The following is a 26,211-nucleotide window of genomic DNA, read 5'->3' on the forward strand; positions in this document are numbered from 1 at the left end:
GGACGGGTGGCGGGGACGGCGCACGGTCGGCACGGCGGCGGCGACCGGATCGGTGGATGTGCCCGGTGAGGCGGCGTCGTCAGGTCAGCTGGGCGCCGGTGAGCTGGGCGCCGGTGAGCTGGGCGCCGGTCAGTTGAGCGCCGGTGAGCTGGGCGCCGGTGAGCTGGGCGCCGGTGAGCTGGGCGCCGGTGAGCTGGGCGCCGGTGAGCTGGGCGCCCGCCGTGACCTTGGGGGCGGCCTGAGCGGGGGCAGCGGTGACCACGAGCGCGAGGCCGAGGCCGGCCGCGGCGAGCACCTTGAGCGGGGACTTCATGGCATTCTCCTTGTCGTCGGGCGGACCTACTCAGTGTCGGACGTTCGTGACAATCCGTAAAGCGGTGCTCTACGGTCCGTCGCGGCAGGCACTCCACTGGGCTAACGCCTCGGACGGTACCGGATCAGACCCCGGTCGTGTCCGCCCGCACGTCGTCCGCGTCGCCGACCGGTAGGCCCACTGTCCAGTCCACAGAATGCTGGGTTGGTGGCGCGACACGCCGGCTGAGCTGTGCCGAACGCAGCATTCTGTGCCTACGCCAGCTGCCAGGAAGGTCCCGGAGCACTCGGTCCGCTAGTCGACGTGGCGCGCTGAGGTGGCCGGGGGGTGGCGGGATTGCATGATCACGAAGGGGTCGGGGGGGTGGCGGGATTGCATGATCACCGAGTGGGGGGCGTGGGGTGGGGCTACTCGTGGGTGCCGGTGAGCAGGTCGTCGGCGTCGACGATCCGGTAGGCGTACCCCTGCTCGGCCAGGAAGCGCTGCCGGTGGGCGGCGAACTCCTGGTCCAGGGTGTCGCGGGCGACGACCGCGTAGAACCGGGCGGAGCGCCCGTCCCCCTTGGGCCGTAGCAGCCGGCCGAGGCGCTGGGCCTCCTCCTGCCGGGAGCCGAACGAGCCGGACACCTGGACGGCGACCGAGGCCTCGGGCAGGTCCACGGAGAAGTTCGCGACCTTGCTCACCACGAGCGTCTGGACCTCACCGGCGCGGAAGGCGTCGAAGAGCCGCTGCCGCTCCCGGACCGTCGTCTCGCCCTTGATGAGCGGGACGTCGAGCCGGTCGGCCAGCTCGTCGAGCTGGTCGATGTACTGGCCGATGACGAGGGTCTGCTCCCCGGCGTGCCGTCGGACCAGGTCCTCGACGACCCGCAGCTTGACCGCCGACGTCGAGCACAGCCGGTAACGCTCCTCCGGCTCGGCGGTGGCGTAGGCGAGCCGCTCGCCGTCCGGCAGGGTCACCCGCACCTCCACGCAGTCCGCCGGGGCGATGTACCCCTGGGACTCGATCTCCTTCCACGGGGCGTCGAACCGTTTCGGACCGATGAGGGAGAACACCTCACCCTCCCGGCCGTCCTCGCGCACGAGGGTCGCGGTGAGCCCGAGCCGGCGGCGGGCCTGCAGGTCCGCGGTCATCCGGAAGATGGGGGCGGGCAGCAGGTGCACCTCGTCGTAGATGACGAGCCCCCAGTCCCGGGCGTCGAAGAGCTCCAGGTGCGTGTAGGCGCCCTTCCGTCGGGTCGTCATCACCTGGTAGGTGGCGATGGTGACGGGGCGGATCTCCTTGCGGGCGCCGGAGTACTCGCCGATCTCGTCCTCGGTGAGGGACGTGCGCCGGAGCAGCTCCTGCTTCCACTGCCGGGCCGAGACGGTGTTCGTCACCAGAATGAGGGTCGTCGACCGAGCGCGGGCCATCGCGGCCGCGCCGACGATCGTCTTGCCGGCCCCGCAGGGCAGGACGACGACGCCGGACCCGCCGTGCCAGAAGCCGTCGACGGCCTGCTCCTGGTAGGGCCGCAGTGCCCAGCCGTCCTCGACCAGGTCGATGGGGTGGGCCTCCCCGTCCACGTAGCCGGCGAGGTCCTCGGCGGGCCAGCCCAGCTTGAGCAGCACCTGCTTGAGGTGACCACGCTCGCTGGGGTGCACGACGACGGTGTCCGGCTCGACGCGGGCGCCGACGAGCGGCTTCACCTTCGCGCTGCGCAGCACCTCCTCGAGCACCGGGACGTCGAGGGCGCGCAGGACGAGCCCGTGCGCCGGGTGGTTGGCGAGCTGGAGCCGGCCGAACCGGGACATCGTCTCGGCGACGTCGACGAGCAGGGCGTGCGGCACCGGGTAGCGGGAGTGCTCGAGCAGGACGTCGACGACCTGCTCGGCGTCGTGGCCGGCGGCCCGGGCGTTCCACAGTCCCAGCGGGGTCAGCCGGTAGGTGTGCACGTGCTCGGGGGCGCGTTCCAGCTCGGCGAACGGCGCGATCGCCCGGCGGCACGCCTCAGCTGCCGGGTGGTCGACCTCGAGCAGCAGCGTCTTGTCGCTCTGGACGATGAGCGGTCCGTCGTTCACGCGGGTCCTTCCGCAGGGGGCACTGGCTGCCACAACGTCCGACCGGGCCCGGGACCTTCCCTGCGCCGCGGGCCGCCTTGGACGACGGTCCAGGGCGCAGGTCCGGGCCTACCGCGCTGAGAACCCGCCCGACATCGCCGCGAAGCCGCCGATGAACAGGAACGCGACGACGGCGACGACGGCGAGCAGCAGGAGGGCGAGCCCGCCGACGAGCACGATCCACGACCAGCGGACGAGGTTCCGCGCCGAGCCGAGGTCGGTGTCGACCCGCCCGAGCGCCACACCCGCGAGGATCCCGCCGGCGATGCCGAACACGTTGGCCATGGCCAGCAGCGACAGGACGTTGAGGACGAGGGACACCACGGCCTGGGTGCGGACCGACTGCTGCTCCGGAGACGTCCCGGCACCGGTGTAGCCGCCGGTGTACCCACCGCTGTACCCGCCCGGGTAGCCCGGCGGCGGGGACGGCGGCGGGGCGGGGTACCCCTGCTGCCCGGAGGGGTACCCCGGCTGGCCCGGGGGGTACCCGGGGGGCGGGGGGTAGCCGCCGGTGCCGTGCGCAGGTGACTCCGGAGACCCAGAGGCTGTGCCGCTGGGGTTGCTGGGGTTGCTGGGGTCGCTCGGGATCGGGCGGGTGGCCTCCTCCGGCGCCTGCCACGGGCCCGGCGGGTAGGGGTAGGACGGCGGGTCGCCGGGCCGGCGGTCACCGGACCGGTCGGGGGCGTCGCCGGACGGTGGCTGGCTCATGGACCGAACCTACTCCGCCTCGGCGACGGCGACGCCGGTGATCCGGTGCACCGACAGGGTGCGCAGCTGCCCGACCGCGGTGTCCAGCACCGTGACCCGGCCGCCGTCGACCCGGATCGGCTCGACCCGCAGCCGCGCTGTTCGTCCCCCCGGGTCGGCGACTCCCACCCAGACCGGCCGCCGGTCGGCGGCGGCCTCGCGCAGCGCGGCCAGGCTGAGGGCCGGTTCCATCACCGGCACCGGCGGCAGCCCGGCGGACGCCGCCCGCCGCCGGTCGCCCTCGCCGGCCCGAACCTCTCCGCTGCGCAGGGAGGCGACGAGGGCGTGCACGAGCGCGTCGGACGGGGCCGGCGGGTCCCCGGTGACCGGGCGCGGCCGCTCACGCGGCGGGGTGCGGTGCACGTCCGGCCGGTGCAGCACGACGTCCCCGCCGGGTCCCTCGGCCGTCGGGGCCAGCCCGATGCCGCGCAGCGTCTCCAGCACGGTCGTCGGGTCCGCCTGGGCGGCCAGCACGGTCGGCGCGAGCCGCCGCAGCCGCAACGGCGCCGTCCTGCGGTCGGCGAGCACCTCGGCCAGGACGTGCTCGTCGTCCGTGCGCAGGTACGCGCTGGCCGCGCCGACCCGGATCCGGCCGTGCCGTTGGGCGACGTCGCGGACCAGGTACTCCAGCGGCTGGGGGACCGGCGTCCGGGATCGGCTCGCGAGCAGGTCGAGGACCTCCTCGGCGCCCCGCCCGGCGTCCAGGGCACGACGCACCGACGCGGCACTGAACCGGTAGACCGTCGCCCCGCCGCGACTGTCGACGTCCGCGACGAGGGCGAGCTCGGCGGCGAGCCCGGGCTCGAGCGGGCCGGGGGCCACGGCGGTGAGGTCCGCCTGCAGCAGCACGTGGTCGACCGGCTCGGGCAGCGCGGCCTCGAGTGCGGCGGCGACCTGCTCGGCGTCCCCGCCCTCGGCCAGGGCCCGTCCCGCGGTGGCGAGGGCGCCCAGGCCGGTCACACCGAGCCACGCCGCCTCCCGCAGGGTGGCGGCCAGCAGCTGCCGGACGGTGCCGCCGCTGCGTCGGGGCGCCCGCCACGCCAGCCGTTCGGCGAGCCCGTCCTCGGTCGGGGCGTGCCCGGGTGCCAGCGCGGCCAGCTCGGTGAGCACGTCCCGGCGGACGGCGACCGCGGCGGGCCGGTCCAGGTCCGGGGACAGTGCGGCCCGGACGGCGTCCCGGCCGTCCCGGCTGCCGACGAGCGAGGGCGTCCGGGAGGTGGCCCGCCAGGCGGTGGCCAGCCCAGCCCAGCGCCCGGCGGTGCCCAGGGCCCGCCAGGTGTCGTACGCCGGGGTCGGCGCCCAGGCCGGGTCCAGCTCGCCGTCCGAGGCCAGCAGGCCCGCCGCCCAGGCGGTCTCGACGACGAAGGCGGCCTGGTCGACGTCGATGCCGAGCTCGTCGGCGACCCGGCGCAGCGACCGGACGCCGAGCCCGCCGGCCCGCAGCTGCGGTGCCGGGGAGGCGCCCAGCACCTCGAGCAGGTGCTCGGTGAGCCGGACCGCCTCGACGGCCTGACCGGTCGCGGCGGAGTCCACGAGGTCCGGGCGTCGCTGCGTCGTGCTCACCGGTGGCGGCTGCTCGTCGACGCCGTCGATGACCCGACCGCCGCGCAGCGCCACCGCGACCTCGCGCGGCAGGACCACCCGGTCGGCGCCGACCGCGACGAGCAGCCCCCGGGCGAGCAGCCAGTCGACGGCGCTGTGCGCGGTGGCGGCGCGGACCTGGCGCTGGGCGTGCTCGACGCTGCCGACCGGCGGACCGGGTGCGAGGTGGGCGAGCAGGTCACGGGCCGCGGCGGGGGCGTCCTGCAGGAGTGCGGCGACGGCCGCCGGGTCGGCCAGCCGGGCGACCACCGCGGCCAGGTCCGTCGCCGCGTCACCGGCCGGGACGAGACCGACGTCCTCGGCCAGCTCGGCGAGCCGGCCGGAGGTGCGGACGGCGAGCAGGTCGCTCAGACGGGGGCCCAGACCCGCGACCCCCGGGCCGAGGACCTCCTCGACCGTCCGGACGACGCGCAGCGCGCCGTCCGGACCCCACACCAGGGCCTGGCCCCGCAGCCGGTGCACCTGCCGGGCCACGACCGCCCGCGGGGCGCCGCAGGCGCGGGCCAGGTCGGCCAGGGCCACCGGCTCGTCGAGGACCGTCAGCACCTCGAGCACCTGCAGGGCGGGTCGGTCGAGCCGGTCGACGGCCCGCTGGACGCTGGAACGGGTCGAGGCCCGCGCCGCCAGCGACGACAGGTCCGCCGGGGGCGGGGTGGCCAGGTCCGGCCGGGTGCGCAATAGCTCGGCCAGGGCGTCGTCGTCCCGGGACCGCAGGTCGTCCGCGAGGCTGCGGGGAGCGCGGGCGGCAGGCATCCGCACCACGGTACGCGCCCTGGCGTAGCGTCCCCGTCCGTGCGGATCGGGATCGTCGTCCTGCCCCAGGGCCGGTGGCGGGTGGACGCCGACCGCTGGCGGGGCGCCGAGCAACTCGGCTTCGACCACGCGTGGACCTACGACCACCTGGCCTGGCGCTCGCTCGCCGACGAGCCGTGGTTCGCCGCGGTGCCGGTGCTGGCCGCGGCCGCGCTCGTCACCGAGCGGATCCGGCTCGGCACGTGGGTCGCCTCGCCGAACTACCGGCACCCGGTGCCGTTCGCCAAGGAGCTGATGACCCTCGACGACCTGTCCGACGGCCGGTTCACCCTCGGGGTCGGTGCCGGCGGGACCGGGTTCGACGCCGAGGTGCTCGGGAGGCCGGTGCTGGCGCCCCGCGAGCGGGTGGACCGACTCGCCGAGTTCGTCGACCTGCTCGACCGACTGCTCACCGCGCCCAGCACCACCTACCGGGGGGACCGGTACACGGCCGTGGCGGCGCGGATGGCCCCCGGCTGCGTGCAGCAGCCGCGGTTGCCGTTCGTCGTCGCCGCCAACGGTCCGCGGGCGATGCGGGTCGCGGCCCGCTTCGGCCAGGGCTGGGCCACCACGGGCGCTGAGCAGGGCGGTGCCGAGGGGGCTGCCGGCTGGTGGGACGGCGTGGCCGGGCTGGTGCGCAGGTTCGAGGACGTGCTCGGCGCCGCGGGCCGGGACCCTGCGGAGGTCGACCGCTACCTGTCGCTGGACGCCGGCGGGTACGCGCTGGAGTCGGTCGGCGCGTTCGAGGACGCCGTCGGGCGGGCCGCTGAGCTCGGCTTCACCGACGTCGTCACCCACTGGCCGCGAGGTGAGGGCGTCTACGCCGGCAGCGAGGCCGTGCTCGAGGAGGTGGCCGGCCGGCTGCCGGCCCTGCGCGCCGACTGAGCCGGGGCAGTGGACGTGACGGACCGGGCCGGTGACGGCACTCAGACGTGCGACCTCAGACGTGCGACGGGCCCCGCCGGAGAACCGGCGGGGCCCGTCGTCGTGCGGTGCTGCGTCAGCCGACCGACACGAAGGTCAGCCCGCCGGCCTGCGCCCCATTCCCGTCGCGGAAGACCACGAACCCGAAGTAGGGCGTGGTGCGGTCCGTGTTCAGCGTGCCGCTGAACGTCGTCGGCACACCCTGGGTGACGTTCTGGGTGGCGGGGTCGAAGACCAGCGTGCCGTTGTCGGTTGTGGGCACGTTGAAGGTTCGGATGCCGAAGGTCGTCGACTCGGCGGCGTCCGCCACCGCCCACGCCTGAACGTGCAAGGTGTACTCACCCTCAGGCAGAGTCACCGTCGCCACCTCGTTCGCCGCACCGGTCGCCGCTGCCGCGACGATGACGCCGTCCGACTTGCGCTCGACGAACATGTCCAGGTCGTCGTTCTGGGGATCGTTCGCTTGCAGCTCGATCCGCGTGGCGAACGTTCCCGCCGGGACGCTGAGGTCCTGGTGGTGGTTGCGCTCGTCGGTCGGGTCGAAGTCGGCGCCGCTCGTGTTGAGGGCCGTGCCCTCGGTGACGGAACCCGCGGCGAGCCCGAGCACCTGCGTGGTGAGCGTGCCCGTGTAGCCGGGGGTGACCTCGAGGTCGACCGTGTCGGCGTCGACCGGGACGTTCACCGAGCCCGGGGTCGCCGCAGCAACCGGACGGACTGCGATCGGGCTGCGGACGTCGCCGGTGGCGCCTGTCCACGTGAGGTACCCCTTGGCGTACTGGTTGAGTGCGGCACCGTCCGTGCGGAACGTCACCGTGAAGTCCGCCGACTCGCCCGGCCGCAGCTGGAGGGTCGACGGGGTCACCGTGACGTCGATACCGTCCATCCCGGACACCTTGGCTGTGTAGGTGGCCAGGCCGCCCTTGCCCTTCGGTGCGACGTTCGTGACCGTGCGCGTCACCGTCTGGCTGCCGGCGAGCGAGCCGATGGCGATCGAGGCCTGGTTGAGGTCCGAGGCGTCGATCGGGTTGTCGGACACCGGAGTGCCGTCGGAGTAGGTGACACCCTGACCGGCCAGGAAGTCCCACCAGTCGCTCTGGTCGGTGTCGTACACCAGGCCCGGGTTAAGGAACCGGCGAGGCTCGACGAACCCGGCGCCGGAGGCGAACAGGTCGTTGCTGGCCTCGGAGGCGTGGTCGCGCGCAGTCGTCATCATGGCCGACTTGATCTCCATGGGAGACCACTTGGGGTTCGCCTGCTTGACCAGGGCTGCCAGGCCCGCGATGTGCGGCGACGACATCGACGTCCCGGAGAGGAAGTCGAAGTTCCGCCCCTCGGAGCGCGGACTGTACGCGGCAAGGACGCCGACGCCTGGGGCGGAGATGTCCGGCTTGAGGATGTCGCCACCGGCCCCGAGCGACGGGCCGCGGGAGGAGAACCCGGCCACCTCGGGCACCTGCGTGGTCGTGCCCTCGTTCGTGGGCAGGATCTGGCCGGTCGGCGACTCTGCGTCCCTCACGTAGGCGCGCAGCGCGTCCCGGTACTCGTGGGACAGGTGCACGGTCGGCACGGAGTGCAGGTCCGTGTCCAGCGAACCCTCGGTGACGTTCACCAGCACCATGCCGACGCCCCCGGCGTCGGCCACGACGGCGCTCTTCTCCACGCGTGCGCTGACGCCCCGGTCACAGACGACGATCTTGTCTGCGGCGGCGGTCGGGTCGAGGGTGCCGGGGAAGCAGAGCGCCGCGTCCTCGGACGTCGCGCCCTCCGCCGGGATGTCCTCGGCGAGCACCATCGGCGTGCTGGTCTCCAGCGGCTCGGTGATGGAGGCGCCGATGTACCGCGAGCCGTCTCCGGTGACGAGCGTCTGCTCGCGGATCGCGTGTGTCGACGCGGCAACCGTGGTGAGCCACGGTGACGGGTGGTTTGTCGTGGAGGCCCCTGGGCCGCTGTTGCCGGAGGAGGCGGCGACGAACACGCCGGCGTCGGCGGCGAACATGAAGGCGAGCTCGACTGGGGCGAGGTAGTTGCTCGTGGTCCCGGAGATGGAGAAGTTCAGGACGTCCACTCCGTCGGCGACCGCCTGGTCGATGGCCGCGACGCTGTCTGCTGTCGCGCAGCCGCCGCCTCCGCTGTTGTCGTCCCAGCACACCTTGTAGGCGGCCACGTGCGCCGCGGGTGCCATGCCCGAGATGGTCTCCGTGGCGACTCCGGGGATGACAGCCTCGACGCCGTAGTTGCCCGCTGCAGTGCCGGCCGTGTGACTGCCATGACCGTCGTTGTCTAGAGGCGACATGTTCTCGTACTCGGCCAGCCGGGCAGTCCCGAAGCCGTCGACGTAGTAGCGGGCGCCGACGAGCTTGTTGGTGCAGCTCGAGGCCGGAAAGTCCGGCCCGGTCTCGCACTCCCCGCTCCAGCCCTTCGGGCGAGGCATCCCGTTGTCGGCGAAGGACGGGTTCTCCGGGCGGATGCCGGTGTCGACGACTCCGACGATGACGCCGGAACCGGCTCCCTTCTTGAGGTCGGACGTGCCACCGAGCTTCGCCCACGTGCCCTCCTCGCCGGTCAGGCCCAGGAAGTCGGGGGAGATGCTCGTGTCGGGCTGCATGAGCTCGTTCTCGCTCACCGACAGGACGCCCGGGTCCTTCGCCAGGGCCTCGGCCTGCTCTCCGGTGAGATCCGCCGCGAATCCGCTGATCGCGTTCGTGTACCGGTACAGGACGGCGGGGCCCCCCGCCCGCTGGAGCGCCTTGTCCTGGTTGGCCTTGAGGAGCCCTCGGTAGCGGTTGGCCGCAGGGCTGTCAGCGTCGAGCTTCTCCCCGGCAGCTGGCTTGGTGGCCTCGTATCCGGGAATCCCACCCTGGTATCCGATGACCGGGCGGTCCTTCATCACGACGACGTAGCGACCGGTCTTGAAGTCGGTGGTCGAGGCCGGCGCCTCAAGCCGGTCGTCGGTGGGTTGTGGCGGTGCGGCGGTCGCGGCGCCGGCGGTGGACAGGGTCGCTGCCACCATCCCGGCACCCGCGACGGCGGCGAGGCTGCGCTTGCGCGCCCTCGCCCAGCGGGAACTCGACACGGACGTGCCTCCTTGAGAGGGACTGGTTCGATCGGCGCGCCGAGCGTCGGAACCCGAGACAGACGCACCGGCCGACATCCCAGCCCGCGACGCAGGGCACGTCAATAGCCGGGCAACCTCCGGTATCCCGGACCGTCAAGTTGTTACCAACCCGAAACCAACGAAACCGGACACGCGTAGGGTGGGCCGGTGCACGCTCCCGTCGTCGGGTTCGACCTCGACATGACCCTCGTCGACTCCCGGGAGCGGATCGTCTCCTGCCTGGCCTCCACCCTCGCTGACGCCGGGATCGAGGTCAGCGCCCACCAGGTGTGGCGGTACATCGGGGTGCCGCTGGAGACCACCCTGGCCGACCTCGCGCCCGGCCAGGACGTCCCGGCCCTCGCCGCGGAGTACCGGCGCCGCCACGACCTGCCCGACGCCCCGCCGGTGACCGTCCTCCCCGGCGCCACCGAGGCCCTCGCCGCCGTCCGGGACGCCGGCGGCCGCACCCTCGTCGTCAGCGCCAAGATCCAGCCCGCACTGGAGAAGGTGCTCGCCGACACCGGGCTGGCCGGTCTCGTCGACGAGGCGGTCGGCGGCCGGTTCGCCGGCGCCAAGGGGGAGGTGCTGGCGGCTCGCGGTGCGACCGGGTACGTCGGCGACCACCCGGGGGACGTCGTCGCGGCCCGCACCGCGGGCGCCGTGGCGGTCGCCGTCGCCACCGGTCCGCACACGGCCGCCGAGCTGCGGGCCGAGCACCCCGACGTCCTGCTCGCCGACCTGCGGGCGTTCCCCACCTGGCTGGCCGGCCACCAGGCCGCACTGCGCGCCTGAGGACCTGCGCGCCGGGCGTTAGCCTGGTACCCGCCCCGCGAGTCCCGCGGGGTGCTCAGCCCTGACGAGGACGACGAGGTCGCACAAGTGCCCACTGGCAAGGTGAAGTGGTTCGACGCCGAACGCGGCTTCGGCTTCGCGCAGACGGACGACGGCGAGGAGGTCTTCCTCCACACGTCCGCGCTGCCCGCCGGCACGACCACGCTTAAGCCGGGGACCCGGATCGACTTCGGCGTCGCCGACGGGCGCAAGGGCAAGCAGGCCCTCTCCGTGCGCGTCATGGACCCCACGCCGTCCGTCGCCGCCGCCCACCGCAAGCCGGCCGAGGACCTCGGCGTCATCGTGGAGGACCTCATCAGACTGCTCGACAGCATCGGCAACGGTCTGCGCCGCGGTCGCTACCCCGACCGCCGCCAGGCCGCCAAGGTGGCCTCCGTGCTGCGCGCCGTCGCCGACGACCTGGAGGCCTAGTGCCCGCCGCCCCCCGGACGACGACCCGCCCCCGCAGCAAGGCCCCGGACGCCGTGTGCGCGGCGGCCGTTGACCTCGCCCGTGCGGCGGCCGAGGAGATCGCCGACCCGGGGACGGTCGGCGAGCACCTCGGCGTCACCGCTGACGGCGACCGGCTCGTCACCCACCGGTTCGCCAGCACCGCCCGCGGCTACCGCGGCTGGGTGTGGTCGGTCACCGTGGCCCGTGCGGCGCGCGCCCGGGTGGCCACCGTCGCCGAGGCCGCGCTGCTGCCCGGCGACGACGCGTTGCTGCCCCCGCCGTGGGTGCCGTGGTCCGAGCGGCTGGCCCCCGGCGACGTCGGCCACGGCGACGTCCTGCCCTACCGGGAGGACGACGAGCGGCTGGAGCCCGGGTTCGAGGCCACCGGTAACGAGGACGTCGACCAGGTCGCCCTGTGGGAGCTCGGGCTCGGCCGGCGCCGGGTGCTCTCCCGGGAGGGCCGCGACCAGGCCGCGCAGCGGTGGTACGCCTCCGTCGACCACGGTCCCCGTCCGGTCCCGGTGACCGCGGAGGGCCGGGGGCGGCGGTCCGAGCGTGCCGACCGGCGGCTGCCGGGTGCCGACGAGCCGTGCCTGACCTGCGGGTTCTACCTTCAGCTGCCCGGCGCGCTGCGCCAGGTGTTCGGGGTGTGCGCCAACGAGTGGTCCCCGTCCGACGGCCTGGTCGTGTCCTACGACCACGGCTGCGGCGCCCACTCCGAGACCGACGTCGAGCGCAACGTCGACCCGCTACCGGAACCGATCCTCGACGAGACAGGGCACGTCGCGGTCGTCGTCCCGCGCTGAGCGCCGTGGCCGGGGACCCGTTCGGCACGGCCGTCCTGCGCGAGCGCGTGCTGGCCGGCTGGCGGGCCGCCCCCGACCGGTTCCGTGAGGACGCCAACGCCGAGGAGGAGCTGGCCCTCGGCGGCTACCGGGACCGGCTCGTCGTCGAGCTCGCCCAGAACGCCGCGGACGCCGCGGCCCGGGCCGCGGCGCCCGGCCGGTTGCTGCTCCGGCTCGCCGAAGGCCCGGACGGCGCCACCCTCGTCGCCGCCAACACCGGCGCCCCGCTGGACGCGGCCGGCGTCCGGGCCCTCGCCTCGCTGCGCGCCTCCGCCAAGCGCGGTGACGTCCCCGACGTGGGCCGTTTCGGCGTCGGCTTCGCCGCCGTCCTCGCGGTCACCGACGAGCCGGTGGTCGTCTCCCACGGGCGCGGCGTCCGGTTCTCCCGCGGCGACACCCGGGCGCTGCTGCGCGAGGCCGCCGCCGACGTGCCGGGCCTGGCCGTCGAGATGGAGCGCCGGGACGGGCACGTGCCCGCGCTGCGGCTGCCGTTCGAGGCCGACGGATCCGCCCCCGCCGGGTACGACACCGCCGTCCTGCTCCCGCTGCGCGACGGCGCCGCCCGCGACCTCGTCGAGCGGCTGCTCGCCGAGGTCGACGACCCGCTGCTCTTGGCGCTACCTGCGCTCAGCGAGGTCGTCGTCGACGTCCCCGGCCAGCCGGCTCGCACGATCACCGACCCTTCCGCGCGCTGGATCACGTTGCGGCGCAGCGGATCCCACGACCCGGAGCTGCTCGCCGACCGGCCCACCGAGGAGCGTTCGCGCACCGGCTGGAGCATCACCTGGGCCCTGCCCCGTGACCCGGCCACGACCGTCCCCGCCGTCCTGCACGCCCCCACCCCCACCGACGAGCCGATGGCGTGGCCGGCTCTGCTCGTCGCCACCTTCCCGCTCGAGCACACCCGCCGGCACGTCGCGGACGGCCCTGCCAGCGAGGCCCTCGTCGCCGCGTGCGCCGCCGCCTACACCGACCTGCTGCGCGAGCAGGCCGCAGCCGGCGCCGACGTGCTCCGGCTCGTGCCCACCGGGTTGCCCGCCGGCCGTCTCGACGCCGCTCTACGCGAGCAGGTCCTCGCCCTGCTGCCCACTGCGGCGGTGCTGCGCACGGTCGAGGACGGGGCGCTCGTGCGCCCCCGGGACGCCGTGGCCCTCGAGGCACCGGCCGGGGACGACGAGCAGGTGCTGCGGGTCCTCGGTCAGGTCCTCGCCGGGCTCGTGCGCGCCCCCCGAGCCGCGGGCCCGGCGATCGCCGCGCTCGGCGTGCCGCGGATCGCCCTGGCCGACCTCGTCGACCAGCTGCCCGCCGACCCCGACCCCGCAGCGTGGCGCCGACGGTACGCGGCCCTGGCGCACCTGGCCGCCGACCCGGCGGCCCGTGAGGCGCTGGCCGCCCTGCCCGTCCCCCTCGCCGACGGCCGGGTGGTCCGCGGCGTCCGGGGTCTGCTGCTGCCCGGTCCCGGGGTGGCAGGTGAGGCGCTGGCCGGGCTGTCCGCCGCGGGGCTGCGCGTCGTCCACCCCGACGTCGTCGCCGACGAGCAGGCCGCCGGGCTGCTGGAGCGGCTCGGCGCCCGAGCCGTCGGGCCGGTCGCGGTGCTGGAGGACCCGGCAGTTGCCCGCGCGGTCGCGGACGACGAGGACGGGGCGGCCACCGAGGCCGCGCTGTCCCTCGTCGCAGCCGCGGTGCGCGACGGGTCGGCCGGGCCGTGGCCGGACTGGCTGGCTGACTTGCCGCTGCCCGCGGCGGACGGCGAGCCGGCGCCGGCCGGCGCGCTCGTCCTGCCCGGGTCGACCGTCGCCGGTCTGCTCCACCCCGACGACGTCCTGGAGGTCTCGGCGGAGACGCTGCGCCGGTGGGGCGCCGAGGTGCTCGAGGCGGTCGGTGTCGCCGGCTCGCTGCCGCTGCTGCGGGTCGGCCAGGTGGACCTCGAGGACCTGCCGGACGCGCTCGCCGACCTCGACGACGCCGACCGCTGGGCCCAGGACGTCGGACCGGGCAGCGCCGAGGAGGTGCTCGCCGTCCGGGACCTCGACCTCGTCCGCGAGGACGCCTGGGCCGACGCCCTACGGCACCTGGCCGCCTCACCCGACCTGCGGGCGGCCCTCGTCGACCCCGTCGTCGTCCGCCGGCCCGACGGGTCGACCGCCCGGGTGCCGGCGTACACCGCGTGGTGGCTGCGCCGTCGTCTCGGCCTGGCCGGGCACGCCGACCCGGACGCCGACAGCGCGGTGGCCGCCGCGCTACCACCCGCCCCCGAGCTGGCCCAGGGACTCGACCCGGGCACCCGCCGCGCCCTCGGGCTCGTCCGCGACCTGGGCGACCTGGACGCCGACGGCTGGGCCCGGATGCTCGCAGCCCTGGTCGAGCGGGACGCGTCCGCGGGGACCGTGCTCGACGTCCTGGCGGTTCTCGCCCGTGCCGCGGCGGACGGCGCGATCGGCGACCTTGAGCCGCCGTCCCGGTTGCGCGTCCCGCAGGCCGACGGCGCCGCCGTCACCGCCGCGGCGGGCGACGTCGCCGTCGCCGACGCACCGATGTGGTGGCAGCGCACGGACCTCGGGCCCCTGCTGCCCGCCCCCGCGGGGACCGCGACCGCCCTGGCCGACCTGCTCGACCTCGACCTGGCGTCCGAGCGGGCCCGCGGCCGCGTCGACGGCGAGTGCCCCGACGACGGTGCCGGCGACGTCCCTGCGGGAGTGCGGCTGCTGCTGGCGCAGGCGCCGCCGTCCTGGTGCGAGCACGAGGACCTCAGCGTGGACGGCGAGCCGGTCGAGTGGTGGGTGGACGGGAGCGGTCCGGACGCCGTCGTCCACGCCACCACCCTGGCCGGGCTGGCCCGTGGCCTGGCGCAGGCAGCCGGGCGCTGGGGGCGGCGGCAGGCCGTCGAGGAGGTGCTGACGGCACCGGACCGGGCCGCCGCGGTCGCCGCGGAGGAGGCATTCGGGTGAGCCGTCATGGTTGACGACGAACGATGGCAGCGGATCAGCGCAAATCCGCCAGTCGACGAGGGGACGGCGATCCCCCTCCCGGAGTCAGGGTGGGGTGCTCTGATTGCCTGGCTTGCCGGGCCGCAGTGGGCTGGGCCCCTTCGCCGTCACGACGTCCCCGACGTAAGGACAGACGTCGTCTCTCGGGAGGGCGTGGTCCGTTACCAGTGCCCCCGTGGTCCTCTGGACCAGGAGTCGATCGACGATGACATCGCGCAGTTCCTTGCTGCCGCTGACGTCCCACCCCCTCCTCGCAGCACGGTGTGGGCTGTGCGGGGGCCCGGCGGTTTGAGTGCAGAGGCGTTCTGGTCCAGGGTGTACGCCGCTATGGAGGCAGACTGCCCCGAGGCGCGACTACCGAGAGACACCAGGATCTGCCTAGAACGCGTGCTGGCGAGCATTCTCAGGTAACCGTGCACCCTCAATCCCGCAGCCGCCGCTGCTGTGGGACGCCTGGACAGTCAGTCCTCGTCGGCGTGGAGGAGCACGACCTCTGTTGTTCCGCCCTCGTCGGCCGGCTGGCCGAACACGCGGACGAACGTCTTGACGTCCTCCCAGTGCCCGTCTCGAGCGCGAGCACGTTCGGTGCACGGCACAAACACCTCGAAGCTGCCGTCGTGACTCTTGCTCCTGGCCCAGGACAGCACCGAGAGAACGTCGTCCGCCTCGTGCACGTCGTACTCGTCCACCATCCACGCCGCACCGGGGCGCCCGCCGGGCGTCCACACCCGCACTCGGTACACCGGCTCGCTCGCGACACCGACGACGTCGGCGTCCGCCACGGGAACTACGCGCATCGGCTCACACCCTCACCCAGCACGGCCCCGGTGGGTCGCGGGCTGGTTCTCTCCGACATGTCGAGCGCCTCTCAGCTGGCGCGTGTTGGGCGGCCGGCATCGTCCTTGTGCCGGCCGCGCAGCTCGCGGTGGTGCAGATAGGAGAGGCCAAGCAGTCCCAGGCCGGCGCCCGCTGCGCAGGTCCACACCCACCAGGACCGGCCCGCCGCGGCGAGGTCCTCGCGCTGGATCAGCGTGGCGGCCAGGCCGAGGAGCCAGATGACGGTGCCGACGAGGACCGCCTTGCGGTCGTCCGTGTGCAGCGGCTCGGGGTCCGGGTGGCGTTCCTCGGGTCGCAGGTAGAACCGCACCGGCGCAGTGTAGGCGCCGGCGATGGCGACCGGCACCGCGACGGAGGCCAGCAGCGGATGGACAGGCGAACGGCGTCGGCGCAGTGTGCGGCGCGGTGGCCGCGCTCGTCGTCGTCAACCGGTCGCGGACCGCACCACGATCGAGCGTGACTCCGCGTCGAGGCCCATGGCACGGGCGTGTGCGTTCCAGAACCAGCGCTGCCGGAACAGGGGCATCTGCTGTGAAGAACGTCCCGACCACCCCGCCCAGGGACAGTCAGGCTTCTTCCCTGCTGGCCGCCGCAAGCCGGGCCGCGGCGAGGAGCGCGTTGCGGTCGTGCAGCGTCGTCCGGTCGCGCCCGTGGGTGGCGCCGAGGGCTTCCTCGGCTGCGTCGATGGCCCTCCAGTCCTCGAGCAGGACGGGGTGCAGGCCCTGCCTCATCAGCACAGCGAGCAGGTCCTCCGGTTGCCGGCGCGATCCAAGCGCTCCGGCGGCGGCATCTTCAAGGAGGCTCGAGACAGTCTCCTTTGCGTCGTGCTTGTTGGTGCCGACCACCCCGGTCGGGCCCCGCTTGATCCAGCCCGCCACGTACTCGCCGGGCGAGGGCCGTCCGTCGCGCAGCACCCGCCCCGCGGTGTGGGCCACCGTCCCCGTGCGCTCGTCGACGGGCAGACCCGGCAGGGAGGTCCCGCGGTAACCGATCGACTGGACCACCAGGTCGGCGGGCAGCAGCTCAAGCTCGCCGGTGCCCACCGTCTGTCCGTCAGCGTCCGAGGCCGTCCGCTCCAGCTCCACCGCACGCACCCTGTGGGGTCCGAGGATGCGTACCGGCCGCCAGCGGAAACGCAGGTTCAGCCGGACGGTTCCCGGGGAAGGCTCGTGCTCGACCCAGCTGCGCAGTACCGCCAGGTTACGGGCCACGGCCGACTCGGCGGCGGCGCGCTCCTCCGCCGCCCCCACCAGTTCCAGGTCGCGAGGGTCCACCAGTACGACCGCGGACCGCAGCTGGCCGAGCTCGCGCAGTTCCGGGGTGCTGAAGCTGGCCATGGCCGGACCCCGTCGTCCGACGACGGTGACCTGCTCGACCGGCGCGTCCGCGAGCGCTTCAAGAACATGCTGCGGCATCTCGGTGGGCTGAAGCTCCTCGGGTGCCCTCGCGAGCACCCGGGCGACGTCCAGGGCGACGTTGCCCACGCCAATGACCGCCACCGAACGAGCGTGGGACAGTGCCTCCTCCACGGTGGCGCGGTCGGCGTCGGGATGTCCGCAGTACCAGGACACGAGGTCAAGGGCGGTCAGGCTCCCGGGCAGCTCCTCCCCCTCGATACCGAGCCGTCCGGCGTCGGCGGCGCCGTATGCGTAGATCACCGCGTCAACATGAGCGCGGAGCTGTGCCAAGGGGAGGGCGACGCCGACCTCGACATTGCCGAGGAACCGTACCCGCGGGTGTTCGAGGGCGCGCTGCAGCGTGCTCCGCAGACCCCTCATCTTCAGGTGGTCGGGGGCGATGCCGTACCGCACCAGCCCGAAGGGCGTCGGCAAGCGGTCGATGATGTCGACTGCAACAGGGACGGCGTCCTGCTCGGCCAGCGCCTGGGCCGCGTAGATCCCGGCTGGCCCCGCGCCAACGATCGCCACCCGCAGGGGACTATCCGCGGGCTGGACCACGAGGTCGCGCCTAACCGTCACGCTGGCATCCTCGCCCATCCGGGTGCGCCCGGTCATCTCCCCGTCGCACCGTACGCGCGCCAAGCACCTCGGTCTCACCCGGTAGCTTCCATGGACCACGCTCGACTGGCGGGTGTCTGGCACCATGCGCACCCGTGGCGACGCAGACCTCCTCCGGCACCCCGTCCGCCGTCGACCGGTTCTTCCGGATCACCGAGCGTGGCTCCACCGTGGGCCGCGAGATCCGCGGCGGGCTGGCGACCTTCTTCACGATGGCCTACATCATCGTGCTCAACCCGCTCATCCTCGGCACGGTTCCGGACGGCAGCGGCGGCTTCCTCGGTGGCGGCGACGGCCCCAACCTCGAGATGATCGCGGCGGCCACGGCCCTCGTCGCCGGGCTGATGTCCATCCTCATGGGGCTTGTCGCGAACTACCCCCTGGCCCTGGCCGCGGGCCTGGGGCTCAACGCGTTCGTGGCGTTCGGGATCGCCGGACTGCCGGAGATGACCTGGGCGGACGCGATGGGGCTCGTCGTCCTCGAGGGCCTCATCATCCTCGTCCTGGTCCTGACCGGGTTCCGCGAGGCGGTGTTCCGGGCGGTGCCCGCTCAGCTGAAGACGGCGATCAGCGTCGGCATCGGGCTGTTCATCACGATCATCGGTCTCTTCGACGCCGGCTTCGTCCGCAAGCCGGCTGGGCCCACCCCGGTCGAGCTCGGCATCGGCGGGTTCCTCGCGGGCTGGCCGACGGTGGTGTTCGTCGTCGGCCTGCTGCTCATCGTCGTCATGATGGCCCGCGGGATGAAGGGCGCCATCCTCGGCGGCATCGTCGCTGCGACCGCCCTCGCCGTCCTCGTCGAGACCGTCGCGAACCTCGGTCCGCAGATCGGTGCGGACGGTGAGGTCCGCAACCCGCGTGCGTGGGGCCTCAACGTGCCCGCGCCGCCCGAGCAGTGGGTGTCGACGCCGAACTTCGGTCTGCTCGGTCAGTTCAGCCTGCTCGGGTCGATCGAGAAGATCGGCATCGTCAGCGTCGTCCTGCTCGTCTTCACCCTCATGCTTGCCGACTTCTTCGACACGATGGGCACGATGGTGGCCATCGGCAAGGAGGGGGACCTGCTCGACGCGGACGGCAACCCGCCCAACGCTCGGCGGATCCTCGTCGTCGACTCCGTCGCCGCGGCTGCCGGCGGTGCCGCCGGCGTGTCGAGCAACACGAGCTACATCGAGTCCGCGACCGGCGTCGGGGAGGGTGCCCGCACCGGGCTGGCGTCCGTCGTCACCGGCGTCGCGTTCCTGCTGGCGACGTTCCTCGCCCCGGCCGTCGCGATCGTCCCCTACGAAGCGGCGACCCCGGCCCTCGTCGTCGTCGGGTTCCTCATGATGACCCAGGTCAAGGGGATCGACTGGGACGACTTCGAGATCGCGCTCCCGGCGTTCCTCACCATCGTGCTCATGCCCTTCACGTACTCGATCACCGCGGGCATCGGTGCGGGTTTTGTCGCGTACGTCGTGCTCAAGGTGGCGCGCGGCCGGGCCTGCCAGGTGCACCCTCTGATGTGGGCCGTGGCCGCGCTGTTCGTCCTCTACTTCGCCATCGACCCCGTGAAGCAGGCCCTCGGCGTCGCGTGACCCCGACCCACCTCGCCGTCGTCCCCGTGATCATGCAATTCCGCCACCCCCAGCCCCCGTCGTCCCCGTGATCATGCAATCCCGCCACCCCCGCACGCCGGGCGCGCAAAGTGCTGCGGTGGTGGCACGCACGCCGATGCCGCTGTGACGGACTCGGCGCTCTGCTCGGCGCTCTGCTCGTGGGGCTGAGGATCTGAGCGCCCGGCGGGCACCTCGGTCGTTCGGGCCGTCCGGGACGGCGGTCATGTGACGTGAGGCCGTACCTGCCTCGCGCCAGCCCGACGCCCGGGTGGCGGGACTGCATGATCACGAGGAGGGGAGGGGAGGGGGAGGGGAGGGGCGATGGGAGGGCACAACCACTGAGGCCTGGCATTTTCGTTAGCCGGAGTAATGAGTTATGCTAACGGCATGCCGTCCGCCCCCATGCCCTCCGCGAGCCAGTGCCGTCCTGCGCCGCTGGCGGCCGACCTGCGCGTCGCGCTCATGCGCTCGGTGCGCCGGCTGCGCCAGGAGAAGAGCAGCGAGGCGATCAGCGACGGTCAGTACGCCGTACTTTCCGTCCTCGACAAGCACGGGCCGATGACACCCCGGGAGCTCGCCGCTCACGAGAACGTGCAGCCTCCGTCGATGACTCGCACCCTCAACGTTCTCGTCGACGCCGGCCTGGTGGAGCGCACGGACCATCCGGACGACGGCCGCCAGGTGCTCATCTCGATCAGTGAGGCCGGTGCCCGCGAGGTGGCCGAGACCCGCAAGCGCAGGGACGCTTGGCTGACCCGGCGGCTTGCCGAGCTCAGTGCCGAGGACCGTGAGGTCCTCGCCCGCGCGGCGCTCGTGCTGCGCGAGGTGGTGGCCCGGTGAGTCCCACCTTCCGCTCCCTGCACGTCTACAACTACCGGCTGTGGGCCAGCGGGGCCATCGTGTCGAACACCGGCACCTGGATGCAGCGCGTCGCCCAGGACTGGCTGGTGCTCACCGTGCTGACCCAGAACTCTGGGGTCGCAGTCGGCATCACGACCGGACTGCAGTTCCTCCCGATGCTGCTGCTGAGCCCGGTCGCCGGACTGCTCGCCGACCGTCTGCCGCAACGTCGTCTGCTCATGGCCACGCAGGCGCTGATGGGCCTGTGGGGCTTGCTGCTCGGCCTGCTCGTCATCACCGACACAGCTCAGCTGTGGCACGTGTACGTGCTCGCCACCCTGCTCGGTGTCACGTCGGCCATCGACTCCCCCGCCCGCCAGACCTTCGTCGCCGCCATGGTGCCGAAGGAGATGCTGCCCAACGCTGTGGGGCTCAACAGCGCCTCGTTCCATGCCGGCCGTCTCATCGGTCCGGCCCTGGCCGGCGCCCTCATCGCCGCCCTCGGCAGCACCGGCCCCGTGTTCCTCATCAACGCCGTCTCGTTCGCCGCCACCGTGGTCGCCTTGATGCTCATGCGTCCGGCAGAGCTCTTCCCGATGGAGCGCGCGTCCAAGGGCCGCGGTGCCATCCGGGAGGGTCTCCGCTACGTGCGCGGTCGCCCGGACATCATGCTGATCATGTTCATCGTCGGCATGGTGGGCACGTTCGGCCTCAACTTCCAGCTGACGACTGCTCTGATGGCTCGGCTGGAGTTCGACAAGGACGCCGGCGGTTACGGCCTGCTCGGCTCGATCATGGCCATCGGGTCACTCGCTGGTGCGCTGATCGCCGCCCGCCGGGAGCGTCCCCGTCTCCGGCTCGTCGTCGGGGCCACCGCAGCCTTCGGCGTCGCCGCCACCGCGGCGTCCGTCATGCCTACCTACGAGCTGTTCGCGCTGTCCCTCATCCCGGTCGGCCTGGCCTCGCTCACCCTCATGACCGCAGCCAACGCCACCGTCCAGATGAGTACCGCGCCGGAGATGCGCGGGCGGGTGATGGCGCTCTACATGGCCATTTTCATGGGCGGCACTCCTGTCGGCGCGCCGATCGTCGGCTGGGTCGGTGAGGTCTTCGGCGCCCGGTGGACCATCGCGGTCGGCGGCCTGGTCTCCCTGGCCGTCGCCGGCGTGGCCGTCGCCTACCTGCTGCGGACGCACCAGGTCGTCGTCCGGTACCGGCGGGACGATCGGCCGCGGCTGTTCGTTCAGGTGGGAGCGGCGCCGCGGGACCGCGCGGCGGCCCGCAGCGAGCTCGCCGCGCAGCAGTCCCGGGACGCCGCCAGCGCCGCCTGACGCTCCGCCGTCCGCGCAGAGTGCTGGGTTGGTGGCGCGACACGCCGGCAGGAGTGAGCTGAATCCAGCACTCTGTGGCACGCGCAGGGTGGCGGGATTGCATGATCACGAACGAGGGACGCTGGACCGCTCACGGGTGGGTGCGGGCGCGGGGTGGCGGGATTGCATGATCACCGAGGGGTGGGGGGAGGGGTGGACGGTGGTGAGGCTGGGACGATGACCTCATGCCGACCCCGCTGCCCGAGGCCCTCGCCGAGGTGCGGGCCGCGCTGACCGACGTCGACCGGCTCGTCCGCGCCGTGGGGGCCGGGCGCCGGCGCGGGGCCCGGCCGCGCTGGCGGCGGGTCGAGCTGCGACCGGTGGACCTCAAGGCGGGTCGGCGTCTGCAGGTCGTCGAGCACACCGAGACCGGCGCGACCACCCGAAACCTCGAGCCGGCGGACGTCGCCGGCGCGGTCGACGTCCTGCTCACCGAGCCGTTCGGCAACTGGCACGTGGAGACCCTCGAGCAGACCCTCCAGATCCGGGTGACGAAGAAGGGGGAGGCGCAGGTGCACCGGGCGGCGACGAGCCGCCGCACCGTCGCGCCGTCCGCGCTGCACGCCCACGACCGGATCAAGCCGCGACTCATCGAACCGGACGACCCGCTGTTCACCGTGCTCGGGGCGGACGCCGACAAACGTCGCCAGGTCGACGCCTTCCTCCGGCTGCTGGAGCCGGTCGTGCGCCGGCTGGACGCCGCCCCGCTGCGGGTCGTCGACCTCGGCTGCGGCAACGCGTACCTGACGATGGCGGCCCACCGCTACCTGTCCAACAGACGGGGCGGCGTGCGCACCGTCGGGGTCGAGCTGCGCGAGGACCTCGTCGCCCGGTCGGCCGAGCGCGCCGCCGCTGTCGGGCTGGACGGCCTGTCGTTCGTCCCCGGCACGATCGCGCAGGCGGACCCCGGCCTGGGCGGTGTCGACGTCGTCCTGGCCCTGCACGCCTGCGACACCGCCACCGACGAGGCGCTGGCACGTGCCGTGCGCTGGCGGGCGCCGGTCGTGCTGGCCGCCCCCTGCTGCCACCGCGACCTGCACCGCCAGCTCGGCGCAGCCCCCCACCCCTACGGGGCGCTGACCCGCCAGCCGATCCTGCGCGAGCGGTTCGCCGACGTGCTGACCGACGCCCTACGGGCCCTGCTCCTGCGGATGGTCGGCTACCGCGTCGACGTCGTGGAGTTCATCGACTCCCGGCACACCCCCCGCAACGCGATGATCCGGGCGGTGCGCACCGGTGCCCCACCCGGCCCCGACGTCGTCCGGGAGTACACCGACCTCGTCGAGCAGTGGGACGTCGTCCCGGCGCTGGCCCGGATGCTCACACCCGAGCTCGCCGGCCTGCGCCTACCGCCGTCAGCAGCAGCGCTGCCGCGCTGAGCAGCAGCACCGGCACCAGGAGGAAGCCCTGGTGCGGTCCGACGGCGTCCGCCAGCGCACCCAGCGCGAACGGGGCGGACCCGATGGCGACCCCGGCGCCCACCGACCCGGCCGCCGACCCCAGGTCGGGCCGCCCTCCGCTGGCCGCCATCACCAGCGACACGGACAGCGGGAACAGCAGCGCCACCCCGCCGCCGGCGACGACGAGCCCGACGACGGCCGCCGGCACGGTGGGCGCCGTCCACAGCACGAGCCAGCCCGCGCCGGCGGTGAGCAGGCCGGCGAGCAGGAGACGGGCAGGTGAGAAGCGCAGCGCGAGCCGGCCCGCCAGCAGCCGGCCGACGGCCATCCCGGCGACGAAGCCGGTGACCGCCGCGGCGGCCGTGCCGGGCGCCGCACCGAGCCGCACCTGGAGCAGGTCCCCGGCCCAGAACGTGGTCGAGAACTCGACTCCGACGCCGAGGGCGAGGACGCCGACCAGGCTCCAGAACCGCAGCCCCAGCCGGGGGGTCCCGGCCGGCGGCGCGGGCGGGCCCGAGCGGTCGAGGGCCTGGTCCGGGCGGTCGGGGGCTGGGCCCGGGCGGTCGAGGGCCGGGTCCGGGGGCAGGCGGCGGACGGCGAGGAAGGCCGCGACGCCGAGCGCGGCGGCGACTCCGACGGCCGGCCGCCAGCCGAGCCCTGCGGCCACCGAGGCGCCGAGCGCGAGCGGCGCCAGCACACCGACGAGCGCCGCGCCGGCGTTGGCCTCGGAGATGGCGGCCGCCCCTGCCGGACCGTGGTGGTCGGCCAGCGCCGGGGAGGTCGCGTTGAGCGCGGTGGACCCGCCGGTGCCGGCGAGCAGGGCGCCGGGCAGCGTCACCTCCAGCCCACCGCCGGAGACGAGCAGCAGGACGCCGAGGGCGAGGGTCAGCGCACCCCCGGAGATGACTGCCCGGCGGCCGAACCGCCTGGTCAGCGCCACCCCGAACCAGCCGGCCAGGACCGCACCCAGGGCCAGCATCGTGCCGTGCAGCGCGGCCACCGACCGGCTCGTGCCCTGCTCGGCCCGCAGCAGCGGCACCGCGGGGCTGAAGCCGAACACGAACCAGCCCCAGGTGCCGAGCCAGCCGTAGAGGGTCCAGGTCAGGCCGTCGCGCCGCAGCGTCAGCCGACCCGCCCCGGCGCTCAGAGCAGCCTCTCGACGACGTGGTCGACGCACCGGGTCAGCGCCGTCACGTCGTCCGGGTCGATCGCCGGGAACATCGCGATCCGCAGCTGGTTGCGGCCCAGCCGCCGGTACGGCTCGGTGTCGACGACGCCGTGGGCGCGCAGCACCGCGGACACCGTCGCTGCGTCGACCGAGGGGTCGAGGTCGATCGTGCCCACGACGTGCGAGCGGGCCGCCGGGTCGGCGACGAACGGCGTCGCCCACTCCCGGGCCTGCGCCCAGCCGTAGAGCCGCGAGGCCGAGTCCGCCGTCCGGGCCGTCGCCCACGCCAGCCCGCCCCGCCCGAGCAGCCAGTCGAGCTGCTCGGCGGCCATGACGAGCGTCGCGATCGCCGGGGTGTTCACGGTCTCGTCCCGGCGGGAGCTGTCCAGCGCCGCGGTGAGCGACAGCGACGTCGGCACCCACCGTCCGGTCGCGGCCAGCTCACCGGCGCGCTCGACGGCGGCCGGGGAGAGCAGCGCGAGCCACAGCCCGCCGTCCGAGCCGAGCACCTTCTGCGGGGCGAGGTAGTAGACGTCGCACTCGGCGAGGTCCACCGGTAGGCCGCCGGCCGCGGAGGTGGCGTCCACGACGACCAGCGGTCCGCCGTCCGCCGCCGGGGCGGTGCCCGGCACCCGGTGCACGGGGGCCATCACCCCGGTGCTCGTCTCGTTGTGCACCAGGGCGTGGACGTCGACCCCGTCCTGCGCGTGGGGCAGGGCCAGGCTGCCCGGGTCGGCGCGGACGACGGACGGCTCGGCCAGGAACGGCGCTGCGGCCGTCACCGCGGCGAACTTGGCCGAGAACTCCCCGTGGACGACGTGCTGGGAGCGTTCGCGGACCAGACCGAGCGCGGCGACGTCCCAGAACGCGGTGGCGCCGCCGTTGCCGAGGACGACCTCGTAGTCCTCAGGTGCACCGAGCAGCTCGGCCAGGCCGCGGCGGACTCGGCGGACCAGGGAGCGCACCGGAGCCTGCCGGTGGGAGGTGCCGAGCAAGTCGGTGGCGGCAGCGGCGAGCGCGCGGACCTGCTCGGGGCGCACCTTCGAGGGCCCGGAGCCGAACCGTCCGTCGGTGGGCAGCAGGTCGGCCGGGATCCGGATGTCCGGGACGGCGCCGGTCGGGGGCACGGCGCTCATGCGGTGCGGTGCGCCGGGGACAGGTTGTCGGACCAGCCGTCGACCTGTTCCGGACGGCGCGGACCGGGCCCGACGTAGCGGGCGGACGGACGTACGAGACGGCCCGTCGCCTTCTGCTCCAGCACGTGCGCGGCCCAGCCTGCCGTCCGGGCGCAGGTGAACATCGGCGTGAACATGGCCGGCGGGACCTCGGCGAAGTCCAGGACGACGGCGGCCCAGAACTCGACGTTCGTCGCCAGCACCCGGTCCGGGCGGCGGGCGTGCAGCTCGGCGAGGGCCGCCTCCTCCAGCGCGCGGGCCACCTCGTAGCGGGGAGCCCCGAGACGTCGGGCGGTGTCCCGCAGCACCCGGGCCCGCGGGTCCTCGGCCCGGTAGACGCGGTGCCCGAAGCCCATCAGCCGCTGACCGCCGTCCAGCACCGCCCGCACGTAGGCGCCGGCGTCCCCAGACCGTTCGACCGCCTCGAGCATGTGCAGCACCCGGGACGGCGCTCCGCCGTGCAGCGGTCCGCTCATCGCCCCGACCGCCCCGGACAGGCAGGCGGCGACGTCCGCCCCGGTCGAGGCGATGACCCGGGCGGTGAACGTCGAGGCGTTCATCCCGTGCTCGGCGGCGGAGACCCAGTACGCGTCGACGGCCTCGACGTGGCGGGGGTCGGGCTCGCCGCGCCAGCGGATCATGAACCGCTCGACGATCGTCGAGGCCCGGTCCACCTCCCGCTGCGGGACCATCGGCAGCTCCTGACCGCGGGCCGACTGGGCGATGAAGCTCAGCGCCATCACCGAGGCGCGGGCGAGGTCCTCGCGGGCCTGCTCGACGTCGATGTCGAGCAGCGGGCGGAAGCCCCACACCGGGGCGAGCTGGGCCAGCGCCGACTGCACGTCGACCCGCACGTCGCCGGTGTGCACCGGCAGCGGGAACGGCTCGGCCGGCGGCAGGCCAGGGTTGAACCGGTTGTCGACGAGCAGGCCCCAGACGTTGCCGAAGGAGACCCGGCCGACCAGGTCGGTGATGTCGACGCCCCGGTACCGCAGCGACCCGCCGTCCTTGTCGGGCTCGGCGATGCGCGTCTCGAAGGCCACGACGCCCTCCAGGCCGGGGACGAACGTGGTGTCGGTCATGCCGTCATGGTGCCAGGCGGGCCCGCGGCCGCCGCC

General features: G+C 74.2%; 21 protein-coding genes. 10 read left to right on the top strand and 11 right to left on the bottom strand.

Annotated features, from left to right (window positions below; translation table 11 throughout):
- Window positions 1-79: 79 nt before the first annotated feature.
- The 4 genes from ACFP6A_RS03845 to ACFP6A_RS03860 all read right to left on the bottom strand — a co-directional run bounded on the left by ACFP6A_RS03845 (window position 80) and on the right by ACFP6A_RS03860 (window position 5,514).
- The gene (locus ACFP6A_RS03845) at window positions 80-313 is read right to left on the bottom strand and encodes a pentapeptide repeat-containing protein (protein ID WP_379601680.1); all 234 of its coding nucleotides are present in this window, start codon (window positions 311-313) and stop codon (window positions 80-82) included.
- A 407-nt stretch (window positions 314-720) separates the two neighbouring features.
- Window positions 721-2,373 carry a DNA repair helicase XPB gene (locus ACFP6A_RS03850; RefSeq protein WP_379601682.1) on the bottom strand — a complete coding sequence of 551 codons (1,653 nt, stop codon included), beginning with the start codon at window positions 2,371-2,373 and terminating at the stop codon, window positions 721-723.
- A gap of 108 nt (window positions 2,374-2,481) precedes the next feature.
- Window positions 2,482-3,120, bottom strand: a complete 639-nt coding sequence (locus ACFP6A_RS03855; protein WP_379601684.1) for a hypothetical protein — start codon at window positions 3,118-3,120, stop codon at window positions 2,482-2,484.
- A gap of 9 nt (window positions 3,121-3,129) precedes the next feature.
- Window positions 3,130-5,514, bottom strand: coding sequence for a helicase-associated domain-containing protein (locus ACFP6A_RS03860; protein WP_379601686.1), 2,385 nt, complete (start codon window positions 5,512-5,514; stop codon window positions 3,130-3,132).
- 39 nt (window positions 5,515-5,553) lie between these two features.
- On the opposite strand from ACFP6A_RS03860, the gene ACFP6A_RS03865 reads away from it, so the two are divergent.
- Window positions 5,554-6,438 (top strand): LLM class flavin-dependent oxidoreductase, encoded by an 885-nt coding sequence (locus ACFP6A_RS03865; protein WP_379601688.1) that lies wholly within the window; start codon window positions 5,554-5,556, stop codon window positions 6,436-6,438.
- Window positions 6,439-6,553: 115 nt separating this feature from the next.
- Here ACFP6A_RS03865 and ACFP6A_RS03870 read toward each other — a convergent pair whose 3' ends face one another.
- Complete coding sequence (locus tag ACFP6A_RS03870; RefSeq protein ID WP_379601689.1) at window positions 6,554-9,550, bottom strand: S8 family peptidase; 2,997 nt, start codon at window positions 9,548-9,550, stop codon at window positions 6,554-6,556.
- A gap of 189 nt (window positions 9,551-9,739) precedes the next feature.
- Here ACFP6A_RS03870 and ACFP6A_RS03875 point away from each other — a divergent pair, with 189 nt between their 5' ends.
- From ACFP6A_RS03875 to ACFP6A_RS03895, 5 genes are all read left to right on the top strand, one after another.
- A complete protein-coding gene (locus tag ACFP6A_RS03875; RefSeq protein WP_379601691.1) occupies window positions 9,740-10,366 on the top strand; it encodes an HAD family hydrolase in 627 nt (208 codons plus the stop codon).
- A gap of 87 nt (window positions 10,367-10,453) precedes the next feature.
- Window positions 10,454-10,837: a cold-shock protein gene (locus tag ACFP6A_RS03880; RefSeq protein WP_379601693.1), complete on the top strand. Its 384-nt coding sequence runs from the start codon at window positions 10,454-10,456 to the stop codon at window positions 10,835-10,837.
- Entirely contained in the window at window positions 10,837-11,664 is an 828-nt protein-coding gene (locus tag ACFP6A_RS03885) for a DUF3027 domain-containing protein (RefSeq protein WP_379601695.1), read from the top strand. The genes ACFP6A_RS03880 and ACFP6A_RS03885 overlap by 1 nt, the downstream gene beginning before the upstream one ends.
- A 5-nt stretch (window positions 11,665-11,669) precedes the next feature.
- Window positions 11,670-14,651, top strand: coding sequence for a sacsin N-terminal ATP-binding-like domain-containing protein (locus tag ACFP6A_RS03890; RefSeq protein ID WP_379601697.1), 2,982 nt, complete (start codon window positions 11,670-11,672; stop codon window positions 14,649-14,651).
- A 6-nt stretch (window positions 14,652-14,657) separates the two neighbouring features.
- On the top strand, window positions 14,658-15,101 hold the full coding sequence (locus ACFP6A_RS03895) for a DUF5956 family protein (protein WP_379601699.1): 444 nt from the start codon (window positions 14,658-14,660) through the stop codon (window positions 15,099-15,101).
- Between the two features lie 50 nt (window positions 15,102-15,151).
- Here ACFP6A_RS03895 and ACFP6A_RS03900 read toward each other — a convergent pair whose 3' ends face one another.
- From ACFP6A_RS03900 to ACFP6A_RS03910, 3 genes are all read right to left on the bottom strand, one after another.
- Window positions 15,152-15,487: a hypothetical protein gene (locus ACFP6A_RS03900; protein WP_379601701.1), complete on the bottom strand. Its 336-nt coding sequence runs from the start codon at window positions 15,485-15,487 to the stop codon at window positions 15,152-15,154.
- A 71-nt stretch (window positions 15,488-15,558) separates the two neighbouring features.
- Window positions 15,559-15,873 carry a DUF2530 domain-containing protein gene (locus ACFP6A_RS03905; protein ID WP_379601703.1) on the bottom strand — a complete coding sequence of 105 codons (315 nt, stop codon included), beginning with the start codon at window positions 15,871-15,873 and terminating at the stop codon, window positions 15,559-15,561.
- 220 nt (window positions 15,874-16,093) lie between these two features.
- Window positions 16,094-17,542 carry an FAD-dependent oxidoreductase gene (locus ACFP6A_RS03910; RefSeq protein ID WP_379601704.1) on the bottom strand — a complete coding sequence of 483 codons (1,449 nt, stop codon included), beginning with the start codon at window positions 17,540-17,542 and terminating at the stop codon, window positions 16,094-16,096.
- A 98-nt stretch (window positions 17,543-17,640) separates the two neighbouring features.
- Here ACFP6A_RS03910 and ACFP6A_RS03915 point away from each other — a divergent pair, with 98 nt between their 5' ends.
- From ACFP6A_RS03915 to ACFP6A_RS03930, 4 genes are all read left to right on the top strand, one after another.
- Window positions 17,641-19,119 (top strand): NCS2 family permease, encoded by a 1,479-nt coding sequence (locus tag ACFP6A_RS03915; protein WP_379601706.1) that lies wholly within the window; start codon window positions 17,641-17,643, stop codon window positions 19,117-19,119.
- A 408-nt stretch (window positions 19,120-19,527) separates the two neighbouring features.
- Window positions 19,528-19,980, top strand: a complete 453-nt coding sequence (locus ACFP6A_RS03920; RefSeq protein ID WP_379601708.1) for a MarR family winged helix-turn-helix transcriptional regulator — start codon at window positions 19,528-19,530, stop codon at window positions 19,978-19,980.
- Window positions 19,977-21,311: an MFS transporter gene (locus ACFP6A_RS03925; RefSeq protein ID WP_379601710.1), complete on the top strand. Its 1,335-nt coding sequence runs from the start codon at window positions 19,977-19,979 to the stop codon at window positions 21,309-21,311. The genes ACFP6A_RS03920 and ACFP6A_RS03925 overlap by 4 nt, the downstream gene beginning before the upstream one ends.
- Window positions 21,312-21,535: 224 nt before the next feature.
- The gene (locus ACFP6A_RS03930) at window positions 21,536-22,729 is read left to right on the top strand and encodes a methyltransferase (protein WP_379601712.1); all 1,194 of its coding nucleotides are present in this window, start codon (window positions 21,536-21,538) and stop codon (window positions 22,727-22,729) included.
- On the opposite strand, the gene ACFP6A_RS03935 is transcribed toward ACFP6A_RS03930, so the two are convergent.
- From ACFP6A_RS03935 to ACFP6A_RS03945, 3 genes are read right to left on the bottom strand one after another with little or no spacing between them, the layout of a single operon-like run.
- Window positions 22,671-23,927: an MFS transporter gene (locus ACFP6A_RS03935; RefSeq protein WP_379601714.1), complete on the bottom strand. Its 1,257-nt coding sequence runs from the start codon at window positions 23,925-23,927 to the stop codon at window positions 22,671-22,673. The two genes, ACFP6A_RS03930 and ACFP6A_RS03935, sit on opposite strands and share 59 nt — an antisense overlap.
- Complete coding sequence (gene serC / locus ACFP6A_RS03940) at window positions 23,894-25,054, bottom strand: phosphoserine transaminase (protein ID WP_379601716.1); 1,161 nt, start codon at window positions 25,052-25,054, stop codon at window positions 23,894-23,896. Before serC ends, ACFP6A_RS03935 begins: the two co-directional genes overlap by 34 nt.
- On the bottom strand, window positions 25,051-26,175 hold the full coding sequence (locus ACFP6A_RS03945) for a citrate synthase 2 (protein ID WP_379601718.1): 1,125 nt from the start codon (window positions 26,173-26,175) through the stop codon (window positions 25,051-25,053). Before ACFP6A_RS03945 ends, serC begins: the two co-directional genes overlap by 4 nt.
- Window positions 26,176-26,211 lie beyond the last annotated feature (36 nt).

This window comes from Quadrisphaera sp. GCM10027208 (assembly GCF_042658805.1).
In the GTDB taxonomy this organism is placed as follows: domain Bacteria; phylum Actinomycetota; class Actinomycetes; order Actinomycetales; family SCSIO-59966; genus SCSIO-59966.

Bases quoted from the DNA above. Each gene is read 5' to 3' on its own strand.
- ACFP6A_RS03845 (WP_379601680.1), bottom strand. From the start codon at position 313: ATGAAGTCCCCGCTCAAGGTGCTCGCCGCGGCCGGCCTCGGCCTCGCG.
- ACFP6A_RS03855 (WP_379601684.1), bottom strand. From the start codon at position 3,120: ATGAGCCAGCCACCGTCCGGCGACGCCCCCGACCGGTCCGGTGACCGC.
- ACFP6A_RS03860 (WP_379601686.1), bottom strand. From the start codon at position 5,514: ATGCCTGCCGCCCGCGCTCCCCGCAGCCTCGCGGACGACCTGCGGTCC.
- ACFP6A_RS03895 (WP_379601699.1), top strand. From the start codon at position 14,658: ATGGTTGACGACGAACGATGGCAGCGGATCAGCGCAAATCCGCCAGTC.
- ACFP6A_RS03900 (WP_379601701.1), bottom strand. From the start codon at position 15,487: ATGCGCGTAGTTCCCGTGGCGGACGCCGACGTCGTCGGTGTCGCGAGC.
- ACFP6A_RS03910 (WP_379601704.1), bottom strand. From the start codon at position 17,542: ATGACCGGGCGCACCCGGATGGGCGAGGATGCCAGCGTGACGGTTAGG.
- ACFP6A_RS03920 (WP_379601708.1), top strand. From the start codon at position 19,528: ATGCCGTCCGCCCCCATGCCCTCCGCGAGCCAGTGCCGTCCTGCGCCG.
- ACFP6A_RS03930 (WP_379601712.1), top strand. From the start codon at position 21,536: ATGCCGACCCCGCTGCCCGAGGCCCTCGCCGAGGTGCGGGCCGCGCTG.
- serC (WP_379601716.1), bottom strand. From the start codon at position 25,054: ATGAGCGCCGTGCCCCCGACCGGCGCCGTCCCGGACATCCGGATCCCG.
- ACFP6A_RS03945 (WP_379601718.1), bottom strand. From the start codon at position 26,175: ATGACCGACACCACGTTCGTCCCCGGCCTGGAGGGCGTCGTGGCCTTC.